This is a genomic window from Sphingomonas nostoxanthinifaciens (genome assembly GCF_019930585.1).
GTDB classification, from domain to species: domain Bacteria; phylum Pseudomonadota; class Alphaproteobacteria; order Sphingomonadales; family Sphingomonadaceae; genus Sphingomonas_I; species Sphingomonas_I nostoxanthinifaciens.
This window is the reverse complement of the sequence record NZ_CP082839.1, coordinates 1331719-1357305: the sequence shown is the minus strand read 5'-3', so window position 1 is coordinate 1357305 and position 25587 is coordinate 1331719. Positions and strand designations below refer to the sequence as shown.

Here is a 25587-nt window from a genome sequence, read left to right as displayed (position 1 = left end):
AGGCGCGTGCCCGCGTGATTGCGGGCTGTGCCGTGCTGGCGATTGCGGCGGCTCCGGCTGGAGCCGCCGTCGTGCCGGATCGTGCGATGGCGGCGCTCGCCGCCCGCCTCTTCCCGCTGCTTTCGGCATGGCCGCAAAGCGGTCGGGAGGGGCCGGTCGCGACGATGCTGACGGCACGACGCCAACGCATCGCGGCCTGCGCGGGGCAGGCACCTTGCGTGCTCCAGGCTGCCCGCTGGACCGACGAAGAGCGCGACACCATTGCACAGGCCGCCAGCCGGAGCGGCAGCCACGCCGCGCCCGACGACGGCGCCCCGGCCGGGGTGATGCGCGAGATCGGCGGGATCAACGCGGTGATCGGCGTCTATGGCCAGGGCGCCCCGGCCCGCTACCCGAAGATCGACGGACCGGATCCCCAGCAGATCGCCGCAAACGCCGCCGCGGCGGTATCGATGGCCGAGGCGGGCCGCGACGATCCGACGACCGCGCTCGACCCCAGCATCGGGCTGGCGCTCGCGTTGCTCGATGCCAATGATCGCGACGAGGCGATCGCGTTCGAGCCGCTCGACGCACGCTTCAACGCCGCCGCCATGGCACGCGCAAAGACGCTCGACTGGGCGCATTACCGCTACACCGCGATCATCGTGCCGGGCATCGGCCCCGAAGACCCCGCCACGCCGCTCAGCGCGCTGGGCAAGCTCAACGTCCGCATGGCGGCGAAGCTGTGGCGCGAGGGTCGGGCTCCATTCATCCTGTTCTCGGGGGGCACCGTCCATCCGCGCGGCACCCGCCATGCGGAGGCGATCGAAATGGCGCACGCGCTGGCCGAGCGGTTCGGCGTGCCCGAGAACGCGATCTTGGTCGAGCCCTATGCCCGGCACACCACCACCAACCTGCGCAACGCCACGCGTCGGCTGGCGGCGCTGGGTGCGCCGCTTGACCGCCCCGCGCTGATCTCCACCAACCCGGACCAGAGCCGCTACATCGAAGGCGTGGTGTTCGCCCAGCGCAACCAACACGAACTGGGCTATCAGCCGGGACGGGTCGGCGCCCGCCTGTCGCCCACCGAGTTGGAGTTCCAGCCGTCGGCATTGTCGCTGCGGGTCGATCCGATGGACCCGCTCGACCCCTGACCATCGCCAAGCAAGGATGACCGCATCGATGATCAAGCGTGTCTTCGCTCTCGCCTTGGCGATGGCCGCCGCACCTGCCCTCGCCTGGGGGCATCAGGCGCACGCCGCCATCGACCGTGCGGCGATCGCCGCGCTGCCTGCGGATGGCCCGACGTTCCTGCGCGCCTATGCGGATTATATCGCGGCGTCGTCGACGATTCCCGATGGTTGGCGCAATGCCTCCGAGCCGTTCTCCAAGATCGAGGAAGATCCCAATCACGGCTGGTTTCGCGAGCGTTTTGCGTTCCTGAAGCCCATTCCGCGGTCGCGTTACGCGTTCATCCTCGCGCTTTATCGCGAGAACCAGCGGCTCGCGCCCGTTGACCCGGCGCTGGCCGCACGGACCAACGTCCGCTGGACGGGCACGCTTCCGTTTGCGGTGATGGAGCAATATGGCCATGTGGTCGCGGATATGCGCCAGCTTCGGGCGGCGCGTGCGACAGGCGCTAAGCAGGATGCCAGGTTCCTCGAGCAGACGTGCGCATTCGACGTCGTCCGGCTCGGTCACTATGTCGGCGACGGATCGCAGCCGCTGCACGATTCAATGAACAGCGACGGTTGGCAGGGTGCCAATCCGCACGATTACACGACCGACGGCAGCATCCATGGCCGCTTCGAGACGGATTACGTCCGGCTGATCGGCCTGACCGAGAATGACATCGGTCGGCATATGACGCCTTTGACGCATGAGCGCGGCGACCTGTTCGACGCGGTGCTCGCCTATCTGGATGAGGCCGGCGATCAGATGGAAACCGTGTACCGGCTCGACAAGCGCGGCGCCTTCGCAAGCCAGGCGGATACCGACGCGCGCGCGCTCGTCTACGCGCAAACCGGCGCGGGAGCATCGATGCTGCGCGACCTTATCGCACGCGCTTGGATCGAATCCGCGCAGCCCAAGGTCGAAGGCGCGCCCAATCCGATCGATCCACGAACGCCCGGCTTTGACCCGACGACCGGCTCCGCCCCGCCGCCCGTCAATCATAACTAGCGCTCGTCCCGGGCGCTGCCACCTCGATCGCCAGCGCAATCCGCATGGAGTGCGGTGTAATGGTCGAGGCCAACGCCTTCTTCGACGCCATCACCTTCAACGATCTTTGGACACGCATCTCGCCGCCTGCTTGATACCCAATGCACCGCAATCGCGATGTGGTTGAATCAGACGATCATCAGCGGGAAGGCGACCGTTGCCGCAGCTTTTGCCTTCACCATTCGGCGTTCGGTGCGTCTGGAAGAAATCGCCAACTTTGCTGACCACGATGCGCCGCCGTGCGATCGACGATAGCGATCGGCACGGGAATCAAACGACTCCGGTCAGACCAGCCCATCGATATGCTTCAGGGGCTGCAGCACAATATCCGCGATCGCCGACACGCCGACTTGGAACGCGACCTGGTATTCCGGGTCGGCGACCATGTCCTTGAAGGCGGAGCGGCGCGGATATTGAACGAGAGCGACGGCATCCCATCCTTCCGATTGCCCTTCGGTGAGCACTGCCAGTCCGTCGCCACCGAACAGAATCTTCGCACCGAACCGGGCGAGGATCGGCTTGGCCATACCCAGATAGGCCAAATACCGATCTCAACCGCCATCGGGCTGGAAGCGGATGAGGTTCAGCATCACGACCGGTGGATCGTCCTGCTCGGTCAGGAACGCTTCCAGGGCGGTGGGGGACAAAGCAACCATTCTTATTCCTTCGACGCGGCACTTCATTCAAGCGCTCGCCCCACCTCATAGTCGATCGATGTGCCAGGAACTGTCAGGAGCGAAGGCCAGTCGCGATCCTGCTGCTGCCAGCGCGCGATGATCGATTGGCGTCGACCGGGGTAGCGCTCCTCCGAAACGGCCCTCACCTGCAGGCGGTCGACGCGGAAATGGCGGAAGGCGGACCGTTGCTCGCACCAGGGCGCCAGGATACGCACATCGTCAAAATAGACGATGGCGATCGGCCAGATGGTGCGATCCGATGATGTGCCCTGAGCATCCTCATAGCGGATCTCGACCTTGCGCTGCCGGCGGATGGCATCCCGCAACAAAGCAACCTGCGGCGGGTCGACCCTTTCGGACACCGAAGCCGCCGGCGCGAGCGCCGGCGTACCCTCGCCTGCCATGGCGTTGCTTCCGCGCGGCATCGGGCTGGATGTGTGCGGCACGGTTACCGCGATTGGTGTGGGGGTGAGCGATGTCGCGATCGGCGATCGGCTGCTTGGGCCGGCGGACTATGTGAATTTCCCGACGGCTGGCGCCTCCGATTACGCGGTGCTCAGCCATTGGGCGCCGGTTCCGGAAGGGCTTGACCCGATCGCGGCTGCCGCACTTCCGATGGCCGTCGAAACCGCCTGTCGCTACATCGCTTTGCTCGATCCCAAGCGGGGAGAGACATTGGTCGTCAACGGCGCCGGAACGATGATAGGCTTTGCGGCGGTGCAGGTCGCGCTGCTGAGGGGCGTCCGGGTCGTCGCGACCGCTGGCCCCACCTTTGCCGACCGATTGCGCGCGCTCGGCGCCCAGGTCACCGGCCATGGCGACGGCATGGTCGAGCGACTTGGTGCCTTGTTGCAGGGCTTGCCGGATCATGTGCTGGACGTGGCGCCCGTCAACCTTACGCCGGAGGGCGTTATCGCGAGCGCGCTGCCCGATCTCGTCCGGGTAGCCGGCGGCGATCCCAAGCGTGTCGTGACCGTTACCGATTTTGCGGGCGCCGCCGCTACGGGCGCTCGGACCGGCATGGAGGAGATCACTTCGATCAAGGACGTCATGCAATATGACAAGGTCGGCATCTACGCTGCCTATGCAGCCGAGGGGCGATTTTCGATCCCGGTGAGCCGGACTTTCCCGCTGGAGGACTGGCGCGAGGCGATGGACCTCAGCCTCGGCGGCCAAGCGCGCGGCAAACTGATCCTGCGTATTGCGCCAGAAACCCAGGGGTGATCTTTCGGGCCAGCGCTGGCTTAGGGTGGCGGCGTCAGCTCGATCGAAGTGCTCGACGCCGACACGCGACCCCTGCAGGCTCCCGATGACAGCGCCAGGCTCTACCTGCTCGTGCGCGCGACATGGCGCCGCTTCGAACGCAGCGTGTAAGTCTCAGGCTATTACCACAATGTCTGTCGGGGTCTCCGGAGCCTCAAGCTGGGCCTTTATGCCGCAGGCCACAGAGAGGTGCGTTTTCCGTAACTTCCAGCTTCGCGCGCTTTGACCAGACACGAAGAGCCGCTTCCGCCGAACAACTGATATCACATGCTCCGCCGCGACGAGGCATTCGTTATTTTTAATATTTGATTCCCTCTCGCCCAGAATAATCCGGACCAAACCGATGGCCTGTGGATTGACGCGATAAATGGGTGAGTTACCTTCACGTCCATCTACCTGGGGGGGGGTGATCTCATGAAACGTCGCACGCTGTTGCCGATAGCTGTCCTGGCGATCTCCATGACTGCGCAGGCCTCGATCGTCGTCAACCCCGTACCCGATCCGATCATGCCCGGTATCAAAGTCGGGCTCGGCGCTTTCACGCAGGCGCAGGCGACCGGAGATTCGGCGGTGGACGGTTTTCGGACGCGGATCCAATCGCTGCAACCGGTGAGCGATGGCTCGGGCCGACTGTTCATCGACGATACGCGCGGCACCATCAGCGTGACGACGACCGCGGGCGGAACACCTTCGACATGGTTCGATATTCGCAGCGCCGTTCCGAGCTTTAGCAACGCCTTCGATGGCGCGCAGACGGGGCTGATGAGCTTCGCCTTCCACCCCAATTTCAATGGCGATCCCACGAAACCCGGATACGGCGTGTTTTATACGATCGATACCAGCAAGACGACCGGCACCGAGCCGCTCCAGGGAAAAGGCCCGAGCTTCAACCACGACGACGTGGTCCACGAATTCAAAGTGGCGGATCCTACGGCCGCGACCGCCACGATCATCTCGCAGCGCGAAGTGATGCGCGTCGCGCAGCCGTTGGCCGATCACGGTCCCGGCACGATCGCGTTCAATCCAACCGCCGCACCTGGATCGGCCGATTATGGCAAGCTCTATATCGGTTTGGGTGATGGCGGCGGTGTCGGCGATCCTTTTGCCAACGCCCAGGATCTCTCAAGCCCATTCGGCAAGATCCTGCGGATCGATCCGACACCGGGGTCGGGAGGCCAGCCTTACACGATACCGAGCGATAATCCTTTTGCCGGGCAAAGCGGCAAGCTCGGCGAGGTCTACGCGTCGGGCCTCCGTAATCCACAGCAGTTCAGCTGGGACAAGAGCACGGGAGAATTGCTCGCGGGCGACATCGGCCAGGAGCAACTCGACGAGGTCGACATCATTCGACCCGGTGGCAATTATGGCTGGCCGGTACGCGAAGGAACGTTTGCTCGTGGCGCCTCAAGTGACCCGAACGTTTACGACACTCCCACAAATGATGGCACCTATATCGATCCTGTCGCCCAGTTCGATCATGAGTAAATTTTCCGCAGCGGCCAATATTCGCTCGCCGCGATAGCAGGTGCGTTTGCGTATGACGGCGCCGACGTGCCCGAACTGGACGGGATGGTGATCGTACCCGAGCTCGTTTCCGGTCGCATCTTTTATTACGACCCGAGCATGGTGCTGGGGGGACAGGCAGTGCTCCAGGAGTTGGAGCTCAGCTATAATGGCGCAGACACCACCCTCAGCGCGCTTGAGGGCAACCCGTATGCCGGTGGACGCGTCGATCTTCGCATGGGCCAGGATGCTGATGGTGAGCTTTATCTGCTCAGCAAGACATATGGCGACATTTACCGCCTCCTGTCGCTGTCGCCCGTGCCAGAACCGGCGAGCTGGGCGATGATGGCGCTCGGCCTCGGTCTGGTCGGGTCAGCGATGCGGCGACGCCCTCGTATGTCCGGGTTTCGGCCTTCCGCCGCCGGCTGAAGCGAGCAAGCCGCACCGCCCGATAGCGTTCGTGTCTAAAGAGCCGCCTTTGGACAGCAGGCGTCGGCCGCGAAGAACCGGGCTTCGCGGATAGGCGGAGCCGCACCGGAAATGCGCGCGGCCGCGATTATCGGAAATGGGAATGAACTTCCGCTTAGTCCTCATGATTTCAAGATAACCGACAAAAAATCGCAAATCTACCGGCGCCGAACACGCCACGTACTGGCAGGATATATTGAAGTTCCTCCTATACGGAACTTTTATATCGCAGATTAGCCAAGCACGTCGCAAGCTCGTCCCTTCGGAAAGGCTTGGTCAGCCGTGGAATATCGGCATCGATACCGTCCGCCTCGGCATAACCGGACACGATCAACACCGGCATCTCCGGACAGACGGCGTTGAGTGAGCGCGTCAGTTCGGAGCCGCTCATGCCGGGCATGAGGTGATCCGTCACCAGCAGGTCCGGGCACAGCCCTTCTTCGACCAGACGAATGGCTTCCTCCGCCGAATCAGCCTCGACAACGTCGTAGCCAAGGGTCGCCAGCATGTCGGCGGTCGTCGCTCGGACCAGTTCCTCGTCCTCGACCAGAAGCGCGATGCCGGCGGCCCTGGAATGCGAGGAGACTTCGACCGGCAGTTCGTCCGACGTCACGATGTCGGTGTCGCTGATCGGCAGCCACAGATCGATGCTGGTGCCGAGCCCCGGCGTGCTCTCGATCGTCAGGCCACCGCCGAGCTGTGCCATCAACCCATGCACCATCGACAAGCCCAGCCCGGTCCCCTTGCCGACGCCCTTGGTGGAGAAGAATGGCTCGATCGCCCGTTGCCGGGTCGCTTCGTCCATCCCGATTCCGGTGTCGCCGACACCAAGAACGACATAATCCCCGCATGCCAGACCGGATGTCTCACCGTCGCGCACTGCCGCACGGATCGCCCTGATCGTCAGTTCGCCGCCATTGGGCATCGCATCGCGGGCGTTTACCGCGAGGTTGAGGAGCGCCATCTCCAGTTGGTTCGCATCGGTTCTGACCGGCGGCAGATCGGGCACCACCTCGAGCTTCACCTCGATCGTGGGACCAAGGGTCGAGCCGATCAGCACAACCATGGTCTCGACAAGCTTTTCCAAATCGACGGCGGTCGCCTGGAGCGGCTGCCGGCGTGCGAAGGCGAGCAGGCGCTGGACGAGCGTCTTGGCGCGCTCGGCGGACTGAAGCGCCCCGCCTATCAAGCGTCGCTCGCGCTCGCTCCCGATCTCCCTGCGCACCATCATGTCGAGCGATCCCAGGATGGGCGTCAGGAGGTTGTTGAAGTCGTGCGCCACGCCGCCCGTGAGCGCGCCCATCGCTTCCATCTTCTGGCTCTGGCGCAGCGCCTCCTGCGTCGTCTCCAGATCAGCCTGCGCGGCCAGCCGATCGGATATGTCGTTCGCATGGTGGAAGGCGCCGACGACCTGCCCGTTGCCATCGCGAAGAGGTGTGTAGCTGATCTCCCAGCAGGGCGTGCCAAGTTCGGGCCGCCCAAATACCTCTACGACGGTAAATCTCTCTCCAGCGAGGGCCCGCGACATCAGGCTACGCATGGCGGCCCCCTGCTCCGGAATGAAAAGGTCGGGGAAGATGTCGCCGATCCTGGTGTCGAAGCCGTTGACCCGCCGAAATTCGTCATTGTGAGCCTGGTTGAAAGCGATCAACCTAAACTCGGTGTCGAACGCGCATATTGGTGCGACCGTGGCCTCGACGATATTGTGGTAGCGCCGTAATTCGGTAGTGCGTTCGACCACCTGCTGTTCGAGCGTCTCGTTCAGCTCGCGCAGCTTCACCTCGGCGTGAGCGCGCTCAATCGCCGGCTTGATGCGTTCGCCGACTTCCTGGACGAGCCTCTGCTCCGCCGGGGTCCAGATCCGGGGCGTCGCGCTTTGCACCGCGAGCAACCCGACCCACGCCTCCTCTTCGAACAGGACGACATCGACGAAGGCACCGACATGCCGCGACTGAAGGCCCGTCCGAGCGCCCTCGCTGAGCCGCTCGTCGGTTCCGACATCCTGCACCACCACCGGCTCGCCAGCCCGGTAGGCAGCAAGAAGATCAGGCCCGAAGGATTCGAGCGAGTGTCGGCCAACGATGGATGGCACGCCGCGGGCATGATCGCTCTCGACGGTCATCAGGCTGCCGGCGATCTCGGCATAGAATACGCGGCTTGCTTCGAGACATTCACCCAAGCGGGTCGCGGCCAGCCGCATGATCTCGGCTGGCGTCGTCAAGGGACGCAGGGCATCGGACAGAGCAAGCAGAAAGGCGGTGCGACGTTCGGACGCGACACGCTCCGTGGTGTCCGAGAGAAAGCATATGACGCCCGCCGGCTCGCCGTCTTCGCCAAGGACGGGCGAATAGTCGAGGTCCATCCAGACCTGCTCCGGCCTGCCGTGGCGACGGAGCGTCAGTTCCTGATCCCGATAATGCAGGGTCTCACCCGCAAGCCCGACTTTCATGACGTTGTCGTTGAAGTCGGCGACCTCGGGCCAACCCTCGCGGACGTTGGAACCAAGGAGCTCGGGATGACGGCCGCCCGCGAACTTCGAATAAGCGTCATTGTAGAGCATGACACCGTCATCCCCCCACAGCATGACGATCGGCACGGGAGAGCGGAGCAGAATGGCGGTGGCGGTCATCAGGCTCTGAGGCCAGGCGTCGATCGGCCCCAGCGGCGTCGCCGCCCAATCCTTCGCCAGGATCAGATCGGCGCACTCGCCCCCGCCGATCAGGAACGCTGGTCCTCTAGAGGGATAGCCTGGAGCAAACGATGTGCCAGACATATTTGCATGATAGGCACGGGCACGCCCATGGGGTTGGTCGATGTCCGAAATCCGACTGCTAGCCATGACCACCAACCTACCCGATCGGCACCATCCCTGATACCGTCATTCAACGCCCCTGGGCTGGCGCAGGACGGCGGCGGTCCGCGTCCAGCGGCGCACGACGAGCCATGCCAATGGTCGCATCGGAGCGTTTCACAACGGGATCTATCGGCAATCGCGTGGATCGCAGGTCGCGAAGGATCAGTGGAAGGCGGAACGGTACGGGTCGGGCTCTAACGCCTGGGGCGAACGCGCAGCTCTATCCCGCGGCGGAGACGGCCGATGTTTTCGTTTGGATGGGTGCAGTCTTGGTCAGAAGCGCAGCGAGCCCGGATGCAAGGTCAGCCTGCCTGAACGGCTTTTCAAGGCGCGGAAGTTCGGCGTCTATGCCGATCGCATCCGAGTAGCCGGACACGACGAGCACCGGCATCTGCGGCCAGTCGACTGCAACGGCCTTGGCGAGTTCCACTCCGGTCATCTTCGGCATCAGGTGGTCGGTGATCAGCACGTCCGCTCCGCCACGTTCGCGCAGGCGCTGGAGGGCCTCCGGTCCTGACCCGGCTTCGATCACCTCGAAGCCCATGTCGATCAGCATGTCGGCCGTGCTCGCCCGCACCAGATCCTCGTCGTCGACCAGCAGCGCGACGCCCGCGACGGGCGATTCCTGTAGCGCGAAAGAGATTGCGCGTACCGCCGTGTCGGCGCTGATCGGGAGCCAGAGGCTGATCGTCGAGCCGCTGCCGAGACTACTCTCGATCGTGAGCGCACCGCCAAGCTGCGAGGCCAATCCGTGCGCCATGGAAAGGCCCAGACCTGTGCCTTGGCCAACGCCTTTCGTGGAGTAGAAGGGTTCGACAGCTCGACGGCGTGTTTCGTCGTCCATGCCGGTGCCGGTGTCAGCCACGGAAATGACGACGTAGCTTCCTTCGGCGACATCGGGGTGATCGCGCCCCGGGTTCCGTCGGCGTGCGGATACGACCAGGCAGCCCCCGTCCGGCATCGCGTCGCGCGCGTTCACCGACAGGTTGAGGATCGCCATCTCGATCTGATGAGGATCAGCGATCGCCAGCGGCAGCCCTTCCGCCAGATCCAGCTCCAGCGTGACCAGCGGTCCAAGGGTCGTCTCGACGAGACTGCTCATCCCGGTGACCAGGGCATAAGCGTCGATCGGTTCGGGCTTGAGAGGCTGTCTCCGGGCGAAGGCGAGCAGGCGCTGCACCAAGGTCCGCGCTCGGTCCGCCGATTGAAGCGCGCCATCGATCATGCGTTGTTCCCGCTCTCCACCGACCTTGCGGCGCTGGAGAAGGTCGAGGCTGCCGATGATCGGGGTGAGCAGATTGTTGAAGTCGTGGGCGACGCCACCGGTCAGCTGACCCATCGCCTCAAGCTTCTGGGCCTGGCGCAACGCTTCCTGCGCCGCGATCAGCTCGCGCGTCCGTTCCTCGACCAGATGCTCGAGCGTTGCCGCCGAGCTCTGGAGCGCCTCCTCCATTCTCTTTCGGTCGGTGATGTCGATCGAGAGCCCCGCCAGCGAAACCGGCGCGCCATCGGCGGTGTAGGACGGCTTGGCCCGGATGCCGATCCAGCGCGTCTCGCCATCCGGCGTAATGAGCCGGTATTCGATGTCGTATGCGCAGCCTGTCCGGATGCTGGTTTCGATCGCCGCTTCGACGCGCGCCTTGTCGTCATCGTGTATGGCGGCGCGCAGATCGCCGTAGCTGAACGGAAGCGTGGGATCGCGGCCGAAATTCAACCGGCACTTATCCGAGGTTTCGAGTTCGCCGCTCGCGATGGCGAAGGACCACATTCCCATGCGGCCGGCCTCGACCATGAGCTCTCGCTGACGTCCGTTCTCTTCGGCAAGCCGAAGAAGTCGCCCATTCTCGATGGCGATGGTCGCAAATCGAGCCAGGCTCTCCAGGCGACGGATCGTTTCGAGGTCATGCTCGCGGACGTCGGACCAGTAGGCGCCGAGCGCGGCTACGGCAGTCGGCCGTCCGATCGGTGCCATCAACAGGCTCCGGACGAAGGTGGGGGCATAGGCCTGCTGGGGAACGCGCTCGTCGTTTCGCACGTCGCGGATGGCGACGGTCTCAAGATGCTGCATGGCCCAGCCCGAGATGCAGCTATTCTCGTCGAACCGGCTTCCCGCCCATAACGGGGCGACCGCATCCTCGGCGGCGTAGAAGCACTTACCCTCGTCGCGAATGACCACCGCGATGCCCTCGGCCCCGACGGCGTCCCGCGCGGTGCGACGCAGGACCTCGACGACTTCGTCCATGGATCGGGCGGCGGCGAGACGCTCGCTCGAATCGATCAGGAAGGCCGAGGCGTCCTTGTTTCCGCCGGCCGTCCGGTGGTTGTCGATTCCCAAGGCGATCTCCTATCGGGCCGTGTTACCACGGTTTTTCCCGATGCCGTCATCCAATCGACCGCCACCGCCCCGAGAGGGAGATCCGCCTGGCAGGGGCGGGCCGATGTCGCCGTTTGTCCCCAAGCCCGAGCCACACGAGCGTGTGATCGCTCAACTTCCATCTCCCCATGCGCGACGAACGCCCAGTTCGAATGTTGGTCGTTCGGTCTGCGCGGGTTCGGGTTCGGCACTTTTCGAGCGCTGCGCCGTATTTTTCCGTAGCCAACAGCCTCGCGCTCCAGAGACCTTCGCAGCACGGCCAAGCCGATCAGGAAATCGGCGTGGAAGGTAATGCAACGGCAAATCTGCGAATAGCCGCTCGCCGGCTCTCAGGAGCGCTGCCTGCGCGCCTGATCACCTGCTGCGCACCGCAATCTCGCCGCTCGCGTCGTCGAACTCAAACGTTCGCTCAGGCGACGTCAAAAAGACGCACTTGAGGCAATGAGGATGCCCAGCGATCGCGGGCACCCTCATTCCTGCAAGCGAGCCGCTCAGGCGAGGACGAGCATTGCCTTCTTGCGACGTAGAGCGCCGCCGATCAGGCCGAAGCCACCGACGAACATCGCCCACGCCGCCGGCTCGGGCGCCGGCGATGGGGCTGAAACGATGATGTCGTCAGGAATGCTGAACGACAAAGCTGCACCCGTTTGCTGCCGATCGGCGTAGAACAGCTTGAAGCTGTGGGTGCCGGCACCGAGGCTGACGGTCGAGGAAACCGTGGACGCGCTATGGACGCCGCCGATTTGAAGGGCGGATATGCCATCCACGAAGAGCAGGGCGTCGTCATCCGCACTGAAGGTGAAGGTGAAATCCTGTGCCGTACCGAACGTGAAACTTCCGGTGAAAATGGCGGCCTGGAACCCGGCGCTGTCGCTGCCGCCCGCGCCATTCGACGGGAACATCGCGCCATTCGAATAACTATTGCCGGAGATCGTAACGCTGCTGGTGAAATCGACCAAAGGCGCGGTCGCGCTTGCCGTCGCATTCGGCGTGAACCAGGTCAGTTCGCCGTTCGACGCGTGATCCTGGAGAATATGACCAGAGCTGGTGGTCGAGCCTGGATTGTAGACCGGCAGCCCGTCCGGCCCCAGCGAACTCATCACCTCGTCGCTCGATACGAAACAACAGATCGTCGGGCCGAAGTCCCGTCCGTCGCCTTGAACCGTGTAGAAACTTGCCTGAAAATCGGCCCTCGCAGGAGATCCGGCAAATACAGCAAACGATAAGGCCGCTGACATTACGGCGTTAAGTTTAGGACGCATTACCCTACTCCACGCTGGTGTGATCGAACACGACGTCAAATCGAAAAGGGATATCCGTACCGTTTCTTGCCGCGGCGGCGCATGGCGCTGCCGATCGTGCCAAAGCCGGCCACCATCAATGCCCAGCTTGCCGGTTCGGGAACGGCAGCGGTGTGCACGGCAATGCTCAGATTATCGAAGTCGGAGATGACCGTGATGGCGCTGCCGGCGCTCAGCGGGCTGGCAGCCAAGACCTGGCCGATACCGAAGGTGATGGCGCTGCCGGCGAAATCGGGGTGCGCGGTCCCGACCAGGCCGGTCGTGACGTCGAACTGGCTGAAGTCCGCGGCGGTGAGCGCGGAGAGAGCGATGACCTCGAAGCCGGACGATGCCGTCGTCCCGCCAGCCGGCACGGTGACGGATGTACCGAACTTCACGGCGGTGTAGAAGTTTCCACCCTGCTCGATGACCGGTCGGAACGTGTTGCCATAGCCGAACAATGGCGGTGCCACGGCGGTGAAATTCTTGTCGACCGACGCATCGATCGTCGTGATCGCGCCCTGCGTGAAGGGATCGTAGGTGAAACTGCTGTTGATGATCGCCGCGCCGAGATTGCTGCCGTCCGAATCCGAGATCGTCAGCCGAAGCGCAGTACCGGAGTCGCCGCAGGACGTGCATGCGGCCGCCGTGAGGCTCGCGCCTCCCGTCGAACTCGCAAATGCGACCTGATAGTCTGACGCGACAAAGTTGCTGTCCGAAAATATAACGTCGGCCCGTGCGCTGGCGGTCGCAACCGTCATCCCCACAATGATCAGGCCCATGAAGGCGCGAGGCTTTATCGACATGCTGGCAATCCCGTGCTTACGTGGATCGGATTGCGACGCGAAAAACCCCGTCTTTCACGCCGCCTTCGAACCTTAGCGGGGTGTTAACTGATCAGTAATTGACCAGAGGGCCTAGGCCTATTTCGGTGGACCTAGGACCACGCAATAGTCGGCTGACGGCAGGCAAATCCGACGATACGCTGCGTGCCATGAACATTCTGATCGTCGACGATCATGCTGTGGTGCGCGAGGGATTGGCGGCAATCCTGCGTCATGCGGCCACGAGCTCGACGATCCTGCACGCGGGCGATATCGGTTCAGCGATCTATGCCGCCGAGAGCGCCGACATCGATGTCGTATTCCTCGATCTGGTGATGCCCGGCGCAACCGGCATGGACGCGCTGACGGACTTCGGCTCCCGCTTTCCGAGCGTGCCGATCATCGTCTTCTCCGCCTCGGAATCGGTAGCCGACGTTCATGGCGCCTTGGCGGCGGGTGCGCTTGGCTATCTTCCGAAATCGGCCAGTCCGACAACGATATCCGCTGCGCTGGATCTCGTTCTGGCCGGCGAAATCTATGTGCCGCCGCTGGTCGTTCGGGCTGCAGGCAATCCGGCGCCCGCGGCAGCAGGCGGCGCGCAGGCTCTCACGGTCAGGCAGCGCGCCGTCCTCGATTTGATCGGCGCCGGCCTTTCAAACAAGGAGATAGCCCGGCGATTGGGGCTCTCCGAAAAGACGGTGAAGGCACATAGCAGCGCGATCTTCCGCACGCTCAATGTCAGCGGTCGCGCGATGGCAGCTCGCATCGCACGCGGCGATTAACGGGCATCGGCCCGCAGCAGGTTGCCGATCGCCGCGCGAAGGCGACCATGCTGGACGGGCTTGTGGAGAAGCACCAAGCCGCTTGCCATGGCTTCGGCGATGCGATCGGGGGCGGTGTCTCCCGTAACGAGGAGCGCGGGTATGTCCCGGCCGAGATACGACCGTATTTTCATCACGGCTTCCGCCCCGGTCGCCCCCGCGCGCAGACGGTAATCGCAGACAAGGAGCGCGGGCCGAGCGTGATCTGAAGCGAGCAACGCCAGCATCTCGTCGGCCGAACCGGCGACCAACGTGCGGTAGCCCCAGCTTGCGAGCACGGTCGCCATTGCCTGGCGGATCGCAGCTTCATCGTCGATGATGAGGATGGTCTCTTGGTGGGAATCCGCTTGGGGCGCCGGCGGATCGTCGGGCGGGGCGATGTTCGGACGATTGGTGCGAGGCAGCACCAGTCGGAAAACCGTCCCTCGGTGCGGCTGCGAGCGCATGCTCAGGCGACAGTCGAGCAAGTCCGTCAGTCGCCGCACGATGGCCAAGCCGAGCCCGAGCCCCCTCGAGCGATCGCGCTCCGGATTGTCGATCTGATAGAATTCCTCGAAGATCCGCGCCTGCTGGTCTTCTGCAATCCCGCGACCGGTATCCCATATCTCGACGGTGATCTGATCACCGACCGCGCGACACCCCATCAGCACACCGCCCCGATCGGTGTAGCGCACCGCATTGGAGAGGATGTTGCGGACGATACGCTCGAGCAGGACGGGATCGCTCCGAACCCAGAACCCGCCCGTCCGCAATCGAAGCCCGATCCGCTTCTCCGCCGCCTCGCCGCGATAATCTTGGGCGATGCGTTCGAGCAGTTGGGCCAACGGGACGGCTTGGAAGGCCGGCGTGACGGCGGCAGCATCCAACTTCGAGATGTCGAGGAGCGCCAGAAACAGATCGTCCATGGCGGCGACGGCGCCCTCGATCCGCGCGACGATCCCGCGAGCTTCGGCATCCATCGTGCAGTTCTCGAGCGCCCCGACGAACAGGCCGAGCGCGTGGATCGGCTGGCGAAGATCATGGCTCGCCGCGGCCAGAAAGCTGGATTTGGCGACATTCGCATGCTCGGCATCCGCCTTGGCAATCCTCAAACCTTCGACCAGATCGACATTCTCGAACCGAAGCTGAAGACCCTCGATGAATTGCGCATTGGTATGTCGGGCGATCAACGTCATCGCGACGATATAAGCCACCAGCAAGACCGCCAATACATTCCAATATTCGTATTGATAGATAAGCGAAAATCCGAGATGCGGCATAATCACGGGATAGAAGAAAGCCGAAAACGGCGCGAGATGGGTTCCGAACGTCGGCAACGAGCCAGACGCTATGGCGGAGTATACGAGGAGAACCATCAACTCCTGCAGAAGATCGTTCGGCGACGTCAGCCAGTTTGCGCCAACGAACCAAGTCGCGCCTTCGCAAGCTGCAATCAACGTGAACAGCCGAAGCCAGATCCTCCAGGCGCCATCGGCGGGTCGCGCGCGTCGGTAGGCGACGCACAAAGCAAGGTGGCTGAGCACGCATCCGATCATCAACGCGGCCCAAAGCCAGGCGCGATCCGGACGGACCCGTCCGCTGAGATCAAACGCGATCGCGAGGATGATCGCGCCCGTTCCCGCGCCCATGACCGCGACGGGGCAATTCCTCATCAGGGTGCGGACCTGCTCGGCACCGATCCGGTCGTCGTTTCGCGAGGGCGTACGCACCGGCTCAGGAACCGGGCTCTCTCCATGTAGCGCTGGTGAGAGCATGACACTGATCCATTAGCTCATGCGTCCGTCCGAAGCCAGCACAGCGGCGATACCCTCCTTGAAACCGGTCGCCCGTCCGACAACGAACTGGGCGGCTCGATCAACGGATGGTGCCGAGATCACGGTGTCGCTTGCTCACCGAAAAATGACGGACTACCGGCCCGTATCGGTCGCCCTCATCGACCGCCGAGCTGACTTGAGCCAAGGATCAGCCAGCGCAATGCCGACAGGTGGTGACTGCAGTGAATAAAGGGCTGAACACCCATTATGGCGATCTCGTGCTTGACCAAGAGTGCTTGTTCGCAATTAGAGCCGGAATAAAGGTTCACTTCACCAGAAACGAGCGCGCCATTCTGCGGGCGTTGTCGCGAAAGCCGAACCAGCTCATGCGGCGGAGCCGATTGCTGGACGAGATCGCAGCGGACGAGGACCGGTCGGATCGTTATATCGACTTCCTCGTCAACCGGATCCGATCCAAGCTGGGCGACGATCCCAAGTCGCCGAAGTTCATCCATACCCGCTATGGCGAGGGGTACGTCTGGGCCGCGACGTCGACCGCCGCTGCGCCGGTCGATGCGTTGCTGGTCATCGCGACGAAGTTTGCTCCCGCGGCCCGTCAAATAAGCCAGGGCGCATCCGCCCTCGTCGAAAGACTTCACAGCGCGATCGGTGCAGGCGTCAGCCCTGACAAGACGATTGTCGTGGCCGAGGACTGGCGGCCCGGCGCCGACGACAAGCTGCGCCATCTTCTTCATCTCAATTTTCAGACGAGCGACGATGCTTTTGCCTGCGTGGTCACGCTGCGGGAGATGCCGTCGCGGCGGATCACCGAGTCCTTCGCCTTGGATCTCCATCAGCAAAATTATCCGAATTTCACGGCAGAAGCAGACACGATTTCACGTGCCGTCCTCGCCGCTGTTCAAGGCAGTCTCGGCAATGCTTCGACGGGCCTTGGCCTGGCACCGGGCGACCCGATCGAGACCCGCCGGCATGAGGCCTCGATCGTCCTGCTTGGGGCGAACCCGCGATGGGCGAGCGGGACGCAACTGGCCAAGAAACGCGCACAGGCCCCCGGCAACGCCGATCTCGCGTTTCAATGGTGCCTGCATCTCTTCTCTCGCCTTACCGTGGCGAGCCCGTTCGAATCCGTCGGCTTGGTGGAGCGCCAACGCGTGGAACGTGAGATCGAGGTGACGGCTCTGGAACACCTTCCTGCCGCGGAAGACAATCCGCTGCTCATGTTCGCAGCCGCCAAGTTGCTGTATTTCGTTGATCGTGGACATCTCGAGCTCGCGGAAGATCTGGCCGAGCGTGCGCTCGCTCGAACCGGCGACTCCACTGCCTCCTTCGCCCTCATGGGTCAGCTTCGCTGCGCGCGCGGCCGCTTCGACGAGGCGGTACGGTTCTTCGATCGGGGCGCCGAGCGGGGGGACTTGGGGCCCGACTTCCAACTGCATATCAGGGCGATGAAGTGCATCGCCCTGCTCGCGACGGGGAAGCGCGCCGCGCTCGATGCCACGGTGGCGGCGATCGATACGGCGCCGCCCTGCCCCCCTTATATCGCCTCCATGCTGGACTGGACGTTTTCGCCCCATGAACGACCTCTGTCGGCCGCGTCGGCAAAGGCACTCGCGGCGATCGGGCCGACGGCCGCTTCGAACGCGATCGAATATGCCTATTTCACGTCTGCGCGACAGCTCGTTTCCGAACAGGCCCGTGCGAACTTGATGCGCGGGCTGATTGCCCAGGTCGTGCGCATATATGGCGCCCAGGCCGTCCCGGCCGTCGTCGGCCGGGCGATCGGATCGAACGCCGTCGCATAGGCCGTCCGCGATCATCGTCCGTCGACGATTAATTTCTTACTCAAACATTAAGCAAACAATTCGGAGCTAATCCGTCCGGGCCTGTCCGGGCCTGTCCGGGCTTGGCCTGGTGAGCGCCACGACGCGGGTGCGAGGGGCCAATCGGCCAGCTTTGGCAACACCGATCTGTTTAAGGGGTAGCTTATGAAATTCCGGACGAAACTGGCCATCGGCGCGGCGGCCACTCTGGGCCTGAACGGCGCCGCCGATGCGACGCTGACCTACACGTTCTCGACCTGCTCTTCCTTCACCTGCACCAAGCCTATCGCCACGATCGTCAGCTTCACCACCGATGCGATCATCACGGCGCCGCCCGCTCCTGCCGAGAACATATCGTCATCCCCTTATGTGCCGGTCGCCTACACCTCGGTGCTGGCCGGCTCGTTCACGGGCATCTCCATCTCCACCGGTAGATATGACCCGTCGATCGGGGCCTATTTCAATTTCTCCGGCTTTGTCCCCGCGAACGGCGCGACGAATTATACGGTGAACGGATTTGACGCCCAGTTCGGAGGAGCGGTGCAGGGCACCGATCTTCCGCTCGTGCTCGGCGCCGGTATCTATAATGGCATCGGCGTGTTCGCGTGCCGGGATGCCCCGTGCGACACGACTTCGGGATATCGTTCGCAGGTCCTGCTGACGGTAACCGGATCGCCGAGCAGCCCCGCGCCCGAGCCCGCCACCTGGGCCATGTTCCTCGGAGGCTTCGGTCTGCTCGGCGCCGCCACGCGCCGCCGCCAGCGGGTGAACGTCCGCTTCGCCTGATCCGTCCGCTGATTGGAACGGGGCTGTTCGGTCTAGATCGTACCGCCCCGTTTCGTTCGGCGCCTGACTATCGATGAGACGGCGGTAAAATCGCGTTTCACGACGATTGCGCGAGAATTTGCGACTGCTAATTCCCGCTAACTCCGAACTCGCCCCTCAGATCGAGTTGATCGATTTCCAAGACGGCATCCGAAATTGCCGAGATGTGCACGGTCCGGGCGGCTCACCCTATCTCACTCGTAGCAAAGTTCAGGTAGATGCCGTTTAAATTGGTGAGTGGGACGACGATTGAGGTGTCATGCGCAACGATGGTCGCTCGCACACCAGTGATAGCTGCGGCTCGGCCCTGCCAGCCCGGCGCCAGTGCCGATGCGGCCCAATCCGGCGATCACACTGCCCAACCGCCTGGCTCATGCACTCCCGTCATCATAGCGCCGCCTGAGGCGCCTTCAGAGCGCAACGCACCCGCGACCGAGCACGCACCATCGTCCCGACGAGGCCGAAGCCCGCGAGCATCAGCATCCACGTGCCAGGCTCGGGTACACTGCCGCCCGGACCGCCACTGCCCGGGTCCGTGGGAACGTCGGAAATGCTCCAGCTGCCGAAATCGCTCAAATTCGCGACCGCAGACCCGTTGGTCGCGCTGAGGTCGATGCCGAAACGGAAATCGACCGTATAGTCCTGGCCAGCGGTCAGCATCGCTGTGTGTGTGAAGATATCCCCGCTTTTCGTGGGAACGATGCCAATGCCGTTGACGTCAACAGAGCTGCCGAAAATGCGCGAAACCGGCGCCGATCCGGACTTCGATACCTCTTCCGTCAGGATGAAGGTAAAGAGCGCGTCCGTATTGGCGTGGAATTGGTAGCTCCACACGGAGAGGCCCGGCGCGCCGATGGCGACGACGTAATGGGCATCGCCCGGCACGCCGAACAATGCCTGGTTGACGATCGAGACCATACCGGAAAGCCCCCCGCTTTCCCAACTGGCGCTGCTTGTCTCGCTCGCACCCACGACGCCCCCACCGGGCGGCAGGAAGGTCGTCGACGAGGTTGCGCTCAAGCTGGCCGGTATCGTTGTCCAAGCGGCTTGATCCTGGACAGTTGCGTCGAATCCGAAACCGACATCGTCTTGAGCCCGAGCCGCGCTTTTCACCGACCCCGAAATCGGAGTGACCGTAACTGCGAACACCGGCGATACGCCGACAAACGCCACCGTAGATAGAGTGAAAGCCAAGCCAACTAGCAAGCGACCCATGCCAAGCTCCCCTTGCAGGACGTAATTTGAGCACGGGCACCGCGAGACGCCTGCCCCATATTCGGGTTGACCGCCGCCTGCAGCGGAGGCCGACGCCCGTCGGCATCGCAGTCGCATGTCGCCATCCTTGGGAAACCCGACTGTTGAACCGCGAATAGAATGTCAGGGAAAAAACTGCCCGCGTCGTGTAGCAAATCGTTGCAACTTGTAGTGATCTGCACTCCGGGAGCAGCGAAATGGTGGACAGCCAGCGCCTCGACGGTTGGAAGTCGATCGCGACCTTCCTTGGGCGGGAACGCACGACGGTGATTCGTTGGGCGAACGAGCGCGGCATGCCGGTTCATCGCGTTCCTGGAGGCCGAACCGGCACCGTTTATGCGGTCAGATCGGAACTTGATGATTGGCTTGCAGGCGATTTGGACGACCCTAAGCCGGCGCGCCAGGCAGAGGGAAAAACAAAGGATCAGTCGCTTGTATGGCGCTCGGCGAGGAGGCCTGCGCTTGTCGCTGGCCTATCAGTATTGTTTGCAATCGTCATGGCGCTGACCGTCACACCGGTGGCCTCGTGGTGGTTTCGAGCTATTCCGCCCGCCGGACATAGCATGCTAGTTTACCTGTCCGGATTTCGTCCGTTGTCGACTGATCTGCCGCTGGCCATGCGCGAACGCATCAACGCCGAGATTACCGCGGCATTCAACATCGACGGCGTCATCGGCGTTTCGACCGCGCCAAAGCCCGAAACCGGGACTGCACCTGCCTATTTACTGGACGGAGTGATCTACCGGGTTGGTGACTCCATCCGCGTGATCACCCGACTTAGCAACGAGCGTTCTGGTGTGGTTCTGTGGTCTGACAGTGTCGACTATCCCGGCGATCAGGTATCGAAGGTGCCTCACAAGATCGCCGTCGATGCCAGCACCGTGGTTCGATGCGGCCTATCTGGAGCTGCGACCTATAGAAAATCGCTGCCGGATTCATTTCTGAGTAACTATATGCAATATTGCCAGCAATATTGGTCATACGGAGGAAGCAAGACCCTCCATTTCGCGCGACTGGTTGTCGCTGCGGCTCCCGATTTCTCCTGGGGCTGGTCCGCCGTTGGGAACGGGTTCGTGCAGGTGGCCCTGGTAGAGCATGACAGCCGGCGCGCGGCGATAATACGCGCGGAAGGACGACAGGCCGAGGACAGGGCCCTCGCGCTCGATCACAACAATAGCGAGGCGTTGGCGCATAAGGCATACCTTGTCGATCCTCACGACTGGATCGCTCAGGAAGCACTGTTTAAAAGGGCAATTGCGGCCAAGCCGCTTGATTGCGGCTGCGAGCATTATGGCTATGGCTTGAAGTTGGAAAGCGTCGGACGTCTTAAAGCTGCAATCGAACAATATCGTGCCGCGATCGATATGCTCGCCCTTTGGCCCGACTCTCAGCTGGCGTTGGCTCGCGCGCTTGAGGCAACCGGCCGGGGAGACCAAGCTGGACCGTACTTCGACGCAGCGATCGATCTTAGCAACGACGCAAACCTCGATCGATCGATCGCAATGAGCGAGGGTATGGAGACCGGTGACTATGCGGCTGCGATGACGGCCCTTCGGAACCCGCAGCTTCGAATATCCAAAGAGAGCCGCGACGCCCTGTTCGCTGGATATGGAGCCCTGGCGTCCGCCGACACGCAAGTGAAGACGAAGGCTAGGCAGATGCTGCTTTCCCTGCCCAAGGACCAACAGGGCGACTCGGTCGCAACCCTCTTGGGAGCATTGGGCGCAAACGGAGAAGCTCTGCAGATCGCCGGCCGAAAGCCGTGGCTCTTTTGGCGTCGCAGCATGCATGGGGTCCTGAACGAACCTGCCTTTCCGGCAATTGCGAGAGAGCTTGGGCTTATTTCCTATTGGAAGATATCGCACACGAAGCCCGACGTGTGCCTGAAAGACCACGGTCCGCCCTTCTGTCAGATGATCTGAGTTTTCCAAGCGACGATCACGTTTGTCAGAACGAATAGCCAGGCAGCAGCGCGGTTCGTTACTGAGATTTTGCGGCCCCACTTTTCGGACACCGGCTGCCGCGCAGCTAAATATTTGGGGTGCCAGGCTTTCATGGCGCGGTTGCGATCGCGACACAGCATGTAGCGATTCCACGCGACCGCTGCCCACGCGCCGGTGAAAGACTGCTGTTGCTAGGCGGAGTTCCAGCGCCAAATCCCGGCAGAGATCGAACCTGAACAAGCGTCCGCGCTTGGGAGCGTGGTTAGCGGTGGGAATGACCGGGTTTGAGTCTGGACGTCGATTCTTCGATTCGCTTGGCCGAAAGCGCCATCCCAGATGGCGGCCGCACAATCGTCTTGCGCCGAGCACGACAAACGGTAGGAGCGACGCGTCGGAAAAGGCAGACTTGGTTTGGTAAGCCCAAGTCCTCCCGGTAACGGGAGCTCTGGTCTTTGGCTTCGTGGCCAAGACTCCCGCGACGAACGGAGGACGCTTTCCTGCGTCCCGTGTTCGTCCGTGTGGGTCTCGGGTTCGAGAAACGCTCCGGTCGAACATCGACAGCGGAGCCGAACCATGAACGTGCCAATCCCTGATTATCACGATGTCCTGATTGCCGGCGCTGGGCCGGTTGGGCTTTTCTTGGCTTGCGAGCTGGGCTTGGCCGGTTGCTCGGTACTGGTAATCGAAAAAGAGGTCGACTTGTCCACGCCGCTGAAGCGTGCGCCCTTCGGTCTGCGTGGGCTCTCCATATCGACAATCGAAAGCCTGGACAGGCGAGACCTGTTGGCCCCGCTCAAAGCCCGGATCCCTCGCGATGAGATTGCGGCCGCTGCGCCTTGGATGAAGGAGGAACGCCGGCCCGGCGGCCATTTCGCGGGTATCGATTTCTTTCTCGACCGCATCGACGATGGTCGGTGGCCCTTCCGATTGCCGCGCTCGGCTGAGCCTATGGCCGCCGATCTTGAGAGCATCGAAGCCGTTCTGACGGATCGCGCGGAGAAACTGGGGGTCAAGATCAGACGTGGACTTGCCGTCTCGGAGGTTCATGCGACCGATCGCGATGTGACGGCCCGCGCCGGCGAAGAGGCTTTCCGGGGCGGCTGGCTCGTCGGCTGACGGCGGCCGCAGCATCGTGCGCAAGGCGGCCGGTATCGGGTTCGCAGGAACGGAACCCGAGTTCACCGGCTATTTTGCCCAGGTCAAGCTTGCCGATCAATCCGTGCTCCAGCCGGGCCACCACGATACGCCGACCGGCACCTACATCTTCGATTTGCCCGAAACGATCAGAATGGTCGAGTTTGACGCGGGGCACATCACCGAGGCAGGCCGATCACCCGCGACCACCTCCAGGCTGTATTACGCCGCATCTCCGGCGCCCAAGTAGAGCTGATCGCGCTCGGGCTTGTTACGACCTGGACGGATCGGGCCAACCTCGCCGCAGAGTATCGGCGAGGGCGCGTGCTGCTCGCCGGTGATGCTGCGCACATCCACTCACCCCTGGGGGGCCAAGGCCTCAGTCTTGGTCTCGGCGATGCGATGAACCTTGGTTGGAAGCTGGCCGCGACTGTTCGTGGCGATGCCCCAGCGGGATTGCTGGACAGCTATCAGCGCGAGCGGCTGCCGCTCGCCGAGCATATCCTCGACTGGTCGCGCGCGCAGGTCGCGCTGATGCGACCAGACCGAGGCGCACAGGCACTTCGCGCCATCGTCCGCGACCTGATCGCGACGCGGGATGGCGCAACCTATTTCGCCGAGCGCGTCTGGGGCATGTCGACGCACTATGATCTAGGCAGCCATCATCCCCTTGTGGGACGCAGCGCCCCAAATTTCGAACTGGTCGACGGGACGCGCCTGAACGAGCACCTTCGACACGGGCGGGCGCTCATGCTCGATTTTGGCGGAAGCGACGTTCTACAAACTCTTGCTGACCTCTCTGGTGACCAAATCGCCTATGTGCGATGCGACGCGCGCGACCGGCTAGACCTCCACGCATTGTTCGTTCGCCCCGATGGCTTTGTCGCTTGGGCAAGCGATCGGCCGTCGGATGATGGCGGCGATAGGCCGCAGATCGAATATCATGGTGTTGCCGTCGCGCGGCGTTAGCGTGCGGACATTCAGCACGCGCGGGTCCACGGCCACCGTCCACAACGGTAGCACCGGGGCGCAGGTCTGGCATGGATCGTGAACGAAAGTGCCCCCCACCGCGCCGTAAAGGCGGATCGGCGGCAATTCCCGGCACGGGCGGCGACGGCAATCGGCGATCGGTGTCGCGTACGCTGGAGCGCGACGCAGGATCTCCCAAGCGAGGGCCGAGCGGCTTCGAACCGCAATCGCATCGGAGGCGTCTGGATCGAGGCCTCGGTGCAAGGTCTGCTGGGATAGATGCCGGTCCAGCGCAGCCGCTCGGGCGTGTCGGGACGGATTTGGATCGGGGAGGCGCTGATTGGTGCCGGCCCGTCTCGGATTTGACCGGACCGCTATAGCATAAAAGTCGGGGGATTTCAGCTCTTTCCGGGCCGTCGTCGGACGTCACCGGAAGAGCTGCTGGTGCCCAGAAGAGGACTCGAACCTTCCTCCTCAAAAAACCTAGAAAACTGCCATTCTTTGCGGGTGACTTATTACGGATGGCATAGTCGAATGTAACAGGTCCGGCACTGATGGCAACGTCTCAATTGGCATTAGTATCCCCTCAGTGCGAAACCGGCAGCTGCGCGGTAAAGGTTCCTTCTCGAACCAGTTCTATTTGTTGGGCTTGGCAGCGGGAACGACGCCGTATGCGTTGGCGCCACATGCCGCAAACACGGCGTCGTGCACGCGCGCAAGCTTGACCATGGAATAATCCGCACTTCTTTCAAAATCGGTTTCTTTTGCTATTTCGGCAGCGGCAGCCCTTTGCAGGGCAGGAGACCTTTTTCCATGATCGTCCTTTAATTTGAAAGCCTTAATAGCCTCAATGTCGGCTTTTGATACGCCCGAGTATTCCGCGTAGATCAAGGCACCGCTGAGCAAATCTGATACCTTTAGACTTGCCGTCGTTGGGAGAAACCCGCGACCAGTATTGCTGGCGGTTGCAGCGCTTGCCAACAACGCTTCAGAATCTTTCTCGCTCGGCCCTTTCAACGCATAATATAGAGCGGCACCTCCAGTTCCAAGTGTTACCGCGCCAAGCGCTAAGTTGGCATCGCCGGCAACAACATTCTGACGCCGCGTGATCATGATACATTGGTCCGCTGCATATGCAGCAATCCGTTCAACACAAACTACGGCAGTCGTATTATTCGACGCCCATCCATTGCTAGCCAAGCTCGACTTTGAAATGTCCACGTCAGCATTGGCGCATTCATCCATCACAAATTTGGCGAAACTCGCCTTTGCCTCTAACTCTCCTGAATTTATGCGAGGACGATCATCTGGCTGCAACGTTGCGGGCTTTTCCCACTGTCGGACTGCATAGAGATCACTCGTTTGCACACATCCGCTTAAAGTGTATCCAGCAGCAAAAATAGCGATATAAACTCGTTTTAGCATGATTTCCCCCCCGGGCAAAATGCTAAAGGTACTTACGCTGATCAACCTGTGACTGTCAATAAAACAGATTTTGACGCGGCTGATCATCACGTCGCAAGCCGTAAGCGCTCACGGAGGACACGGCTCACAATTATATGACAGCAACCGCACTAGTAGAGAATGTATTATTTACAGTTTCA

At 62.5% G+C, this 25587-nt stretch carries 20 protein-coding genes and 1 pseudogene; 12 read left to right on the top strand and 9 right to left on the bottom strand.

Annotation, left to right across the window (positions count from 1 at the left end; all coding sequences use genetic code 11):
- Positions 1-14 precede the first annotated feature (14 nt).
- Positions 15-1133: a YdcF family protein gene (locus K8P63_RS06555; RefSeq protein WP_223799011.1), complete on the top strand. Its 1119-nt coding sequence runs from the start codon at positions 15-17 to the stop codon at positions 1131-1133.
- A 28-nt stretch (positions 1134-1161) separates the two neighbouring features.
- A complete protein-coding gene (locus K8P63_RS06550; RefSeq protein WP_223799010.1) occupies positions 1162-2160 on the top strand; it encodes a phospholipase C/P1 nuclease family protein in 999 nt (332 codons plus the stop codon).
- Between the two features lie 323 nt (positions 2161-2483).
- Here the strand turns inward: K8P63_RS06550 and K8P63_RS06545 are convergent, their stop codons facing one another.
- Positions 2484-2741: a DUF1330 domain-containing protein gene (locus K8P63_RS06545; RefSeq protein WP_223799009.1), complete on the bottom strand. Its 258-nt coding sequence runs from the start codon at positions 2739-2741 to the stop codon at positions 2484-2486.
- A 137-nt stretch (positions 2742-2878) separates the two neighbouring features.
- A complete protein-coding gene (locus K8P63_RS06540) occupies positions 2879-3280 on the bottom strand; it encodes a helix-turn-helix transcriptional regulator (RefSeq protein WP_223799008.1) in 402 nt (133 codons plus the stop codon).
- Here K8P63_RS06540 and K8P63_RS06535 point away from each other — a divergent pair.
- From K8P63_RS06535 to K8P63_RS21000, 3 genes and pseudogenes are all read left to right on the top strand, one after another.
- Positions 3279-4100, top strand: coding sequence for a zinc-binding dehydrogenase (locus K8P63_RS06535; protein ID WP_223799007.1), 822 nt, complete (start codon positions 3279-3281; stop codon positions 4098-4100). The two genes, K8P63_RS06540 and K8P63_RS06535, sit on opposite strands and share 2 nt — an antisense overlap.
- A 453-nt stretch (positions 4101-4553) precedes the next feature.
- A complete protein-coding gene (locus tag K8P63_RS06530; RefSeq protein ID WP_223799006.1) occupies positions 4554-5624 on the top strand; it encodes a PQQ-dependent sugar dehydrogenase in 1071 nt (356 codons plus the stop codon).
- Positions 5625-5948: 324 nt separating this feature from the next.
- Positions 5949-6071 (top strand): annotated as a pseudogene (locus K8P63_RS21000) (PEPxxWA-CTERM sorting domain-containing protein); the annotation flags it as partial.
- Between the two features lie 247 nt (positions 6072-6318).
- Here the strand turns inward: K8P63_RS21000 and K8P63_RS06520 are convergent.
- The 4 genes from K8P63_RS06520 to K8P63_RS06505 form a co-directional block, all read right to left on the bottom strand.
- On the bottom strand, positions 6319-8883 hold the full coding sequence (locus K8P63_RS06520; protein WP_449618975.1) for a PAS domain-containing protein: 2565 nt from the start codon (positions 8881-8883) through the stop codon (positions 6319-6321).
- A gap of 301 nt (positions 8884-9184) precedes the next feature.
- Entirely contained in the window at positions 9185-11299 is a 2115-nt protein-coding gene (locus tag K8P63_RS06515) for an ATP-binding protein (RefSeq protein WP_223799003.1), read from the bottom strand.
- A 530-nt stretch (positions 11300-11829) separates the two neighbouring features.
- Positions 11830-12639 carry a PEPxxWA-CTERM sorting domain-containing protein gene (locus K8P63_RS06510; RefSeq protein ID WP_223799002.1) on the bottom strand — a complete coding sequence of 270 codons (810 nt, stop codon included), beginning with the start codon at positions 12637-12639 and terminating at the stop codon, positions 11830-11832.
- On the bottom strand, positions 12636-13424 hold the full coding sequence (locus K8P63_RS06505; protein ID WP_223799001.1) for a PEPxxWA-CTERM sorting domain-containing protein: 789 nt from the start codon (positions 13422-13424) through the stop codon (positions 12636-12638). The genes K8P63_RS06510 and K8P63_RS06505 overlap by 4 nt, the downstream gene beginning before the upstream one ends.
- A gap of 218 nt (positions 13425-13642) precedes the next feature.
- On the opposite strand from K8P63_RS06505, the gene K8P63_RS06500 reads away from it, so the two are divergent.
- On the top strand, positions 13643-14224 hold the full coding sequence (locus K8P63_RS06500; protein ID WP_263282702.1) for a LuxR C-terminal-related transcriptional regulator: 582 nt from the start codon (positions 13643-13645) through the stop codon (positions 14222-14224).
- Here the strand turns inward: K8P63_RS06500 and K8P63_RS06495 are convergent.
- A complete protein-coding gene (locus tag K8P63_RS06495; RefSeq protein ID WP_223798999.1) occupies positions 14221-16017 on the bottom strand; it encodes an ATP-binding response regulator in 1797 nt (598 codons plus the stop codon). The two genes, K8P63_RS06500 and K8P63_RS06495, sit on opposite strands and share 4 nt — an antisense overlap.
- 230 nt (positions 16018-16247) lie before the next feature.
- Between K8P63_RS06495 and K8P63_RS06490 the strand changes: the two genes are divergently transcribed.
- Positions 16248-17840: a helix-turn-helix domain-containing protein gene (locus K8P63_RS06490; RefSeq protein WP_317629356.1), complete on the top strand. Its 1593-nt coding sequence runs from the start codon at positions 16248-16250 to the stop codon at positions 17838-17840.
- A 183-nt stretch (positions 17841-18023) separates the two neighbouring features.
- On the top strand, positions 18024-18644 hold the full coding sequence (locus K8P63_RS06485) for a PEPxxWA-CTERM sorting domain-containing protein (protein ID WP_223798998.1): 621 nt from the start codon (positions 18024-18026) through the stop codon (positions 18642-18644).
- Positions 18645-19070: 426 nt separating this feature from the next.
- Here K8P63_RS06485 and K8P63_RS06480 read toward each other — a convergent pair whose 3' ends face one another.
- Positions 19071-19898, bottom strand: coding sequence for a PEPxxWA-CTERM sorting domain-containing protein (locus tag K8P63_RS06480; protein WP_223798997.1), 828 nt, complete (start codon positions 19896-19898; stop codon positions 19071-19073).
- Positions 19899-20134: 236 nt separating this feature from the next.
- Between K8P63_RS06480 and K8P63_RS06475 the strand changes: the two genes are divergently transcribed.
- The 4 genes from K8P63_RS06475 (at position 20135) to K8P63_RS06460 (ending at position 23983) form a co-directional block, all read left to right on the top strand.
- The gene (locus K8P63_RS06475) at positions 20135-21859 is read left to right on the top strand and encodes a hypothetical protein (RefSeq protein WP_223798996.1); all 1725 of its coding nucleotides are present in this window, start codon (positions 20135-20137) and stop codon (positions 21857-21859) included.
- Between the two features lie 594 nt (positions 21860-22453).
- Positions 22454-22996 carry an FAD-dependent oxidoreductase gene (locus K8P63_RS06470; protein WP_223798995.1) on the top strand — a complete coding sequence of 181 codons (543 nt, stop codon included), beginning with the start codon at positions 22454-22456 and terminating at the stop codon, positions 22994-22996.
- A gap of 16 nt (positions 22997-23012) precedes the next feature.
- Positions 23013-23264 carry a hypothetical protein gene (locus tag K8P63_RS06465; protein ID WP_223798994.1) on the top strand — a complete coding sequence of 84 codons (252 nt, stop codon included), beginning with the start codon at positions 23013-23015 and terminating at the stop codon, positions 23262-23264.
- Positions 23210-23983 (top strand): FAD-dependent monooxygenase, encoded by a 774-nt coding sequence (locus K8P63_RS06460; protein ID WP_223799761.1) that lies wholly within the window; start codon positions 23210-23212, stop codon positions 23981-23983. Before K8P63_RS06465 ends, K8P63_RS06460 begins: the two co-directional genes overlap by 55 nt.
- Positions 23984-24619: 636 nt before the next feature.
- On the opposite strand, the gene K8P63_RS06455 is transcribed toward K8P63_RS06460, so the two are convergent.
- Positions 24620-25495: a hypothetical protein gene (locus K8P63_RS06455; RefSeq protein WP_223798993.1), complete on the bottom strand. Its 876-nt coding sequence runs from the start codon at positions 25493-25495 to the stop codon at positions 24620-24622.
- Positions 25496-25587: the final 92 nt, after the last annotated feature.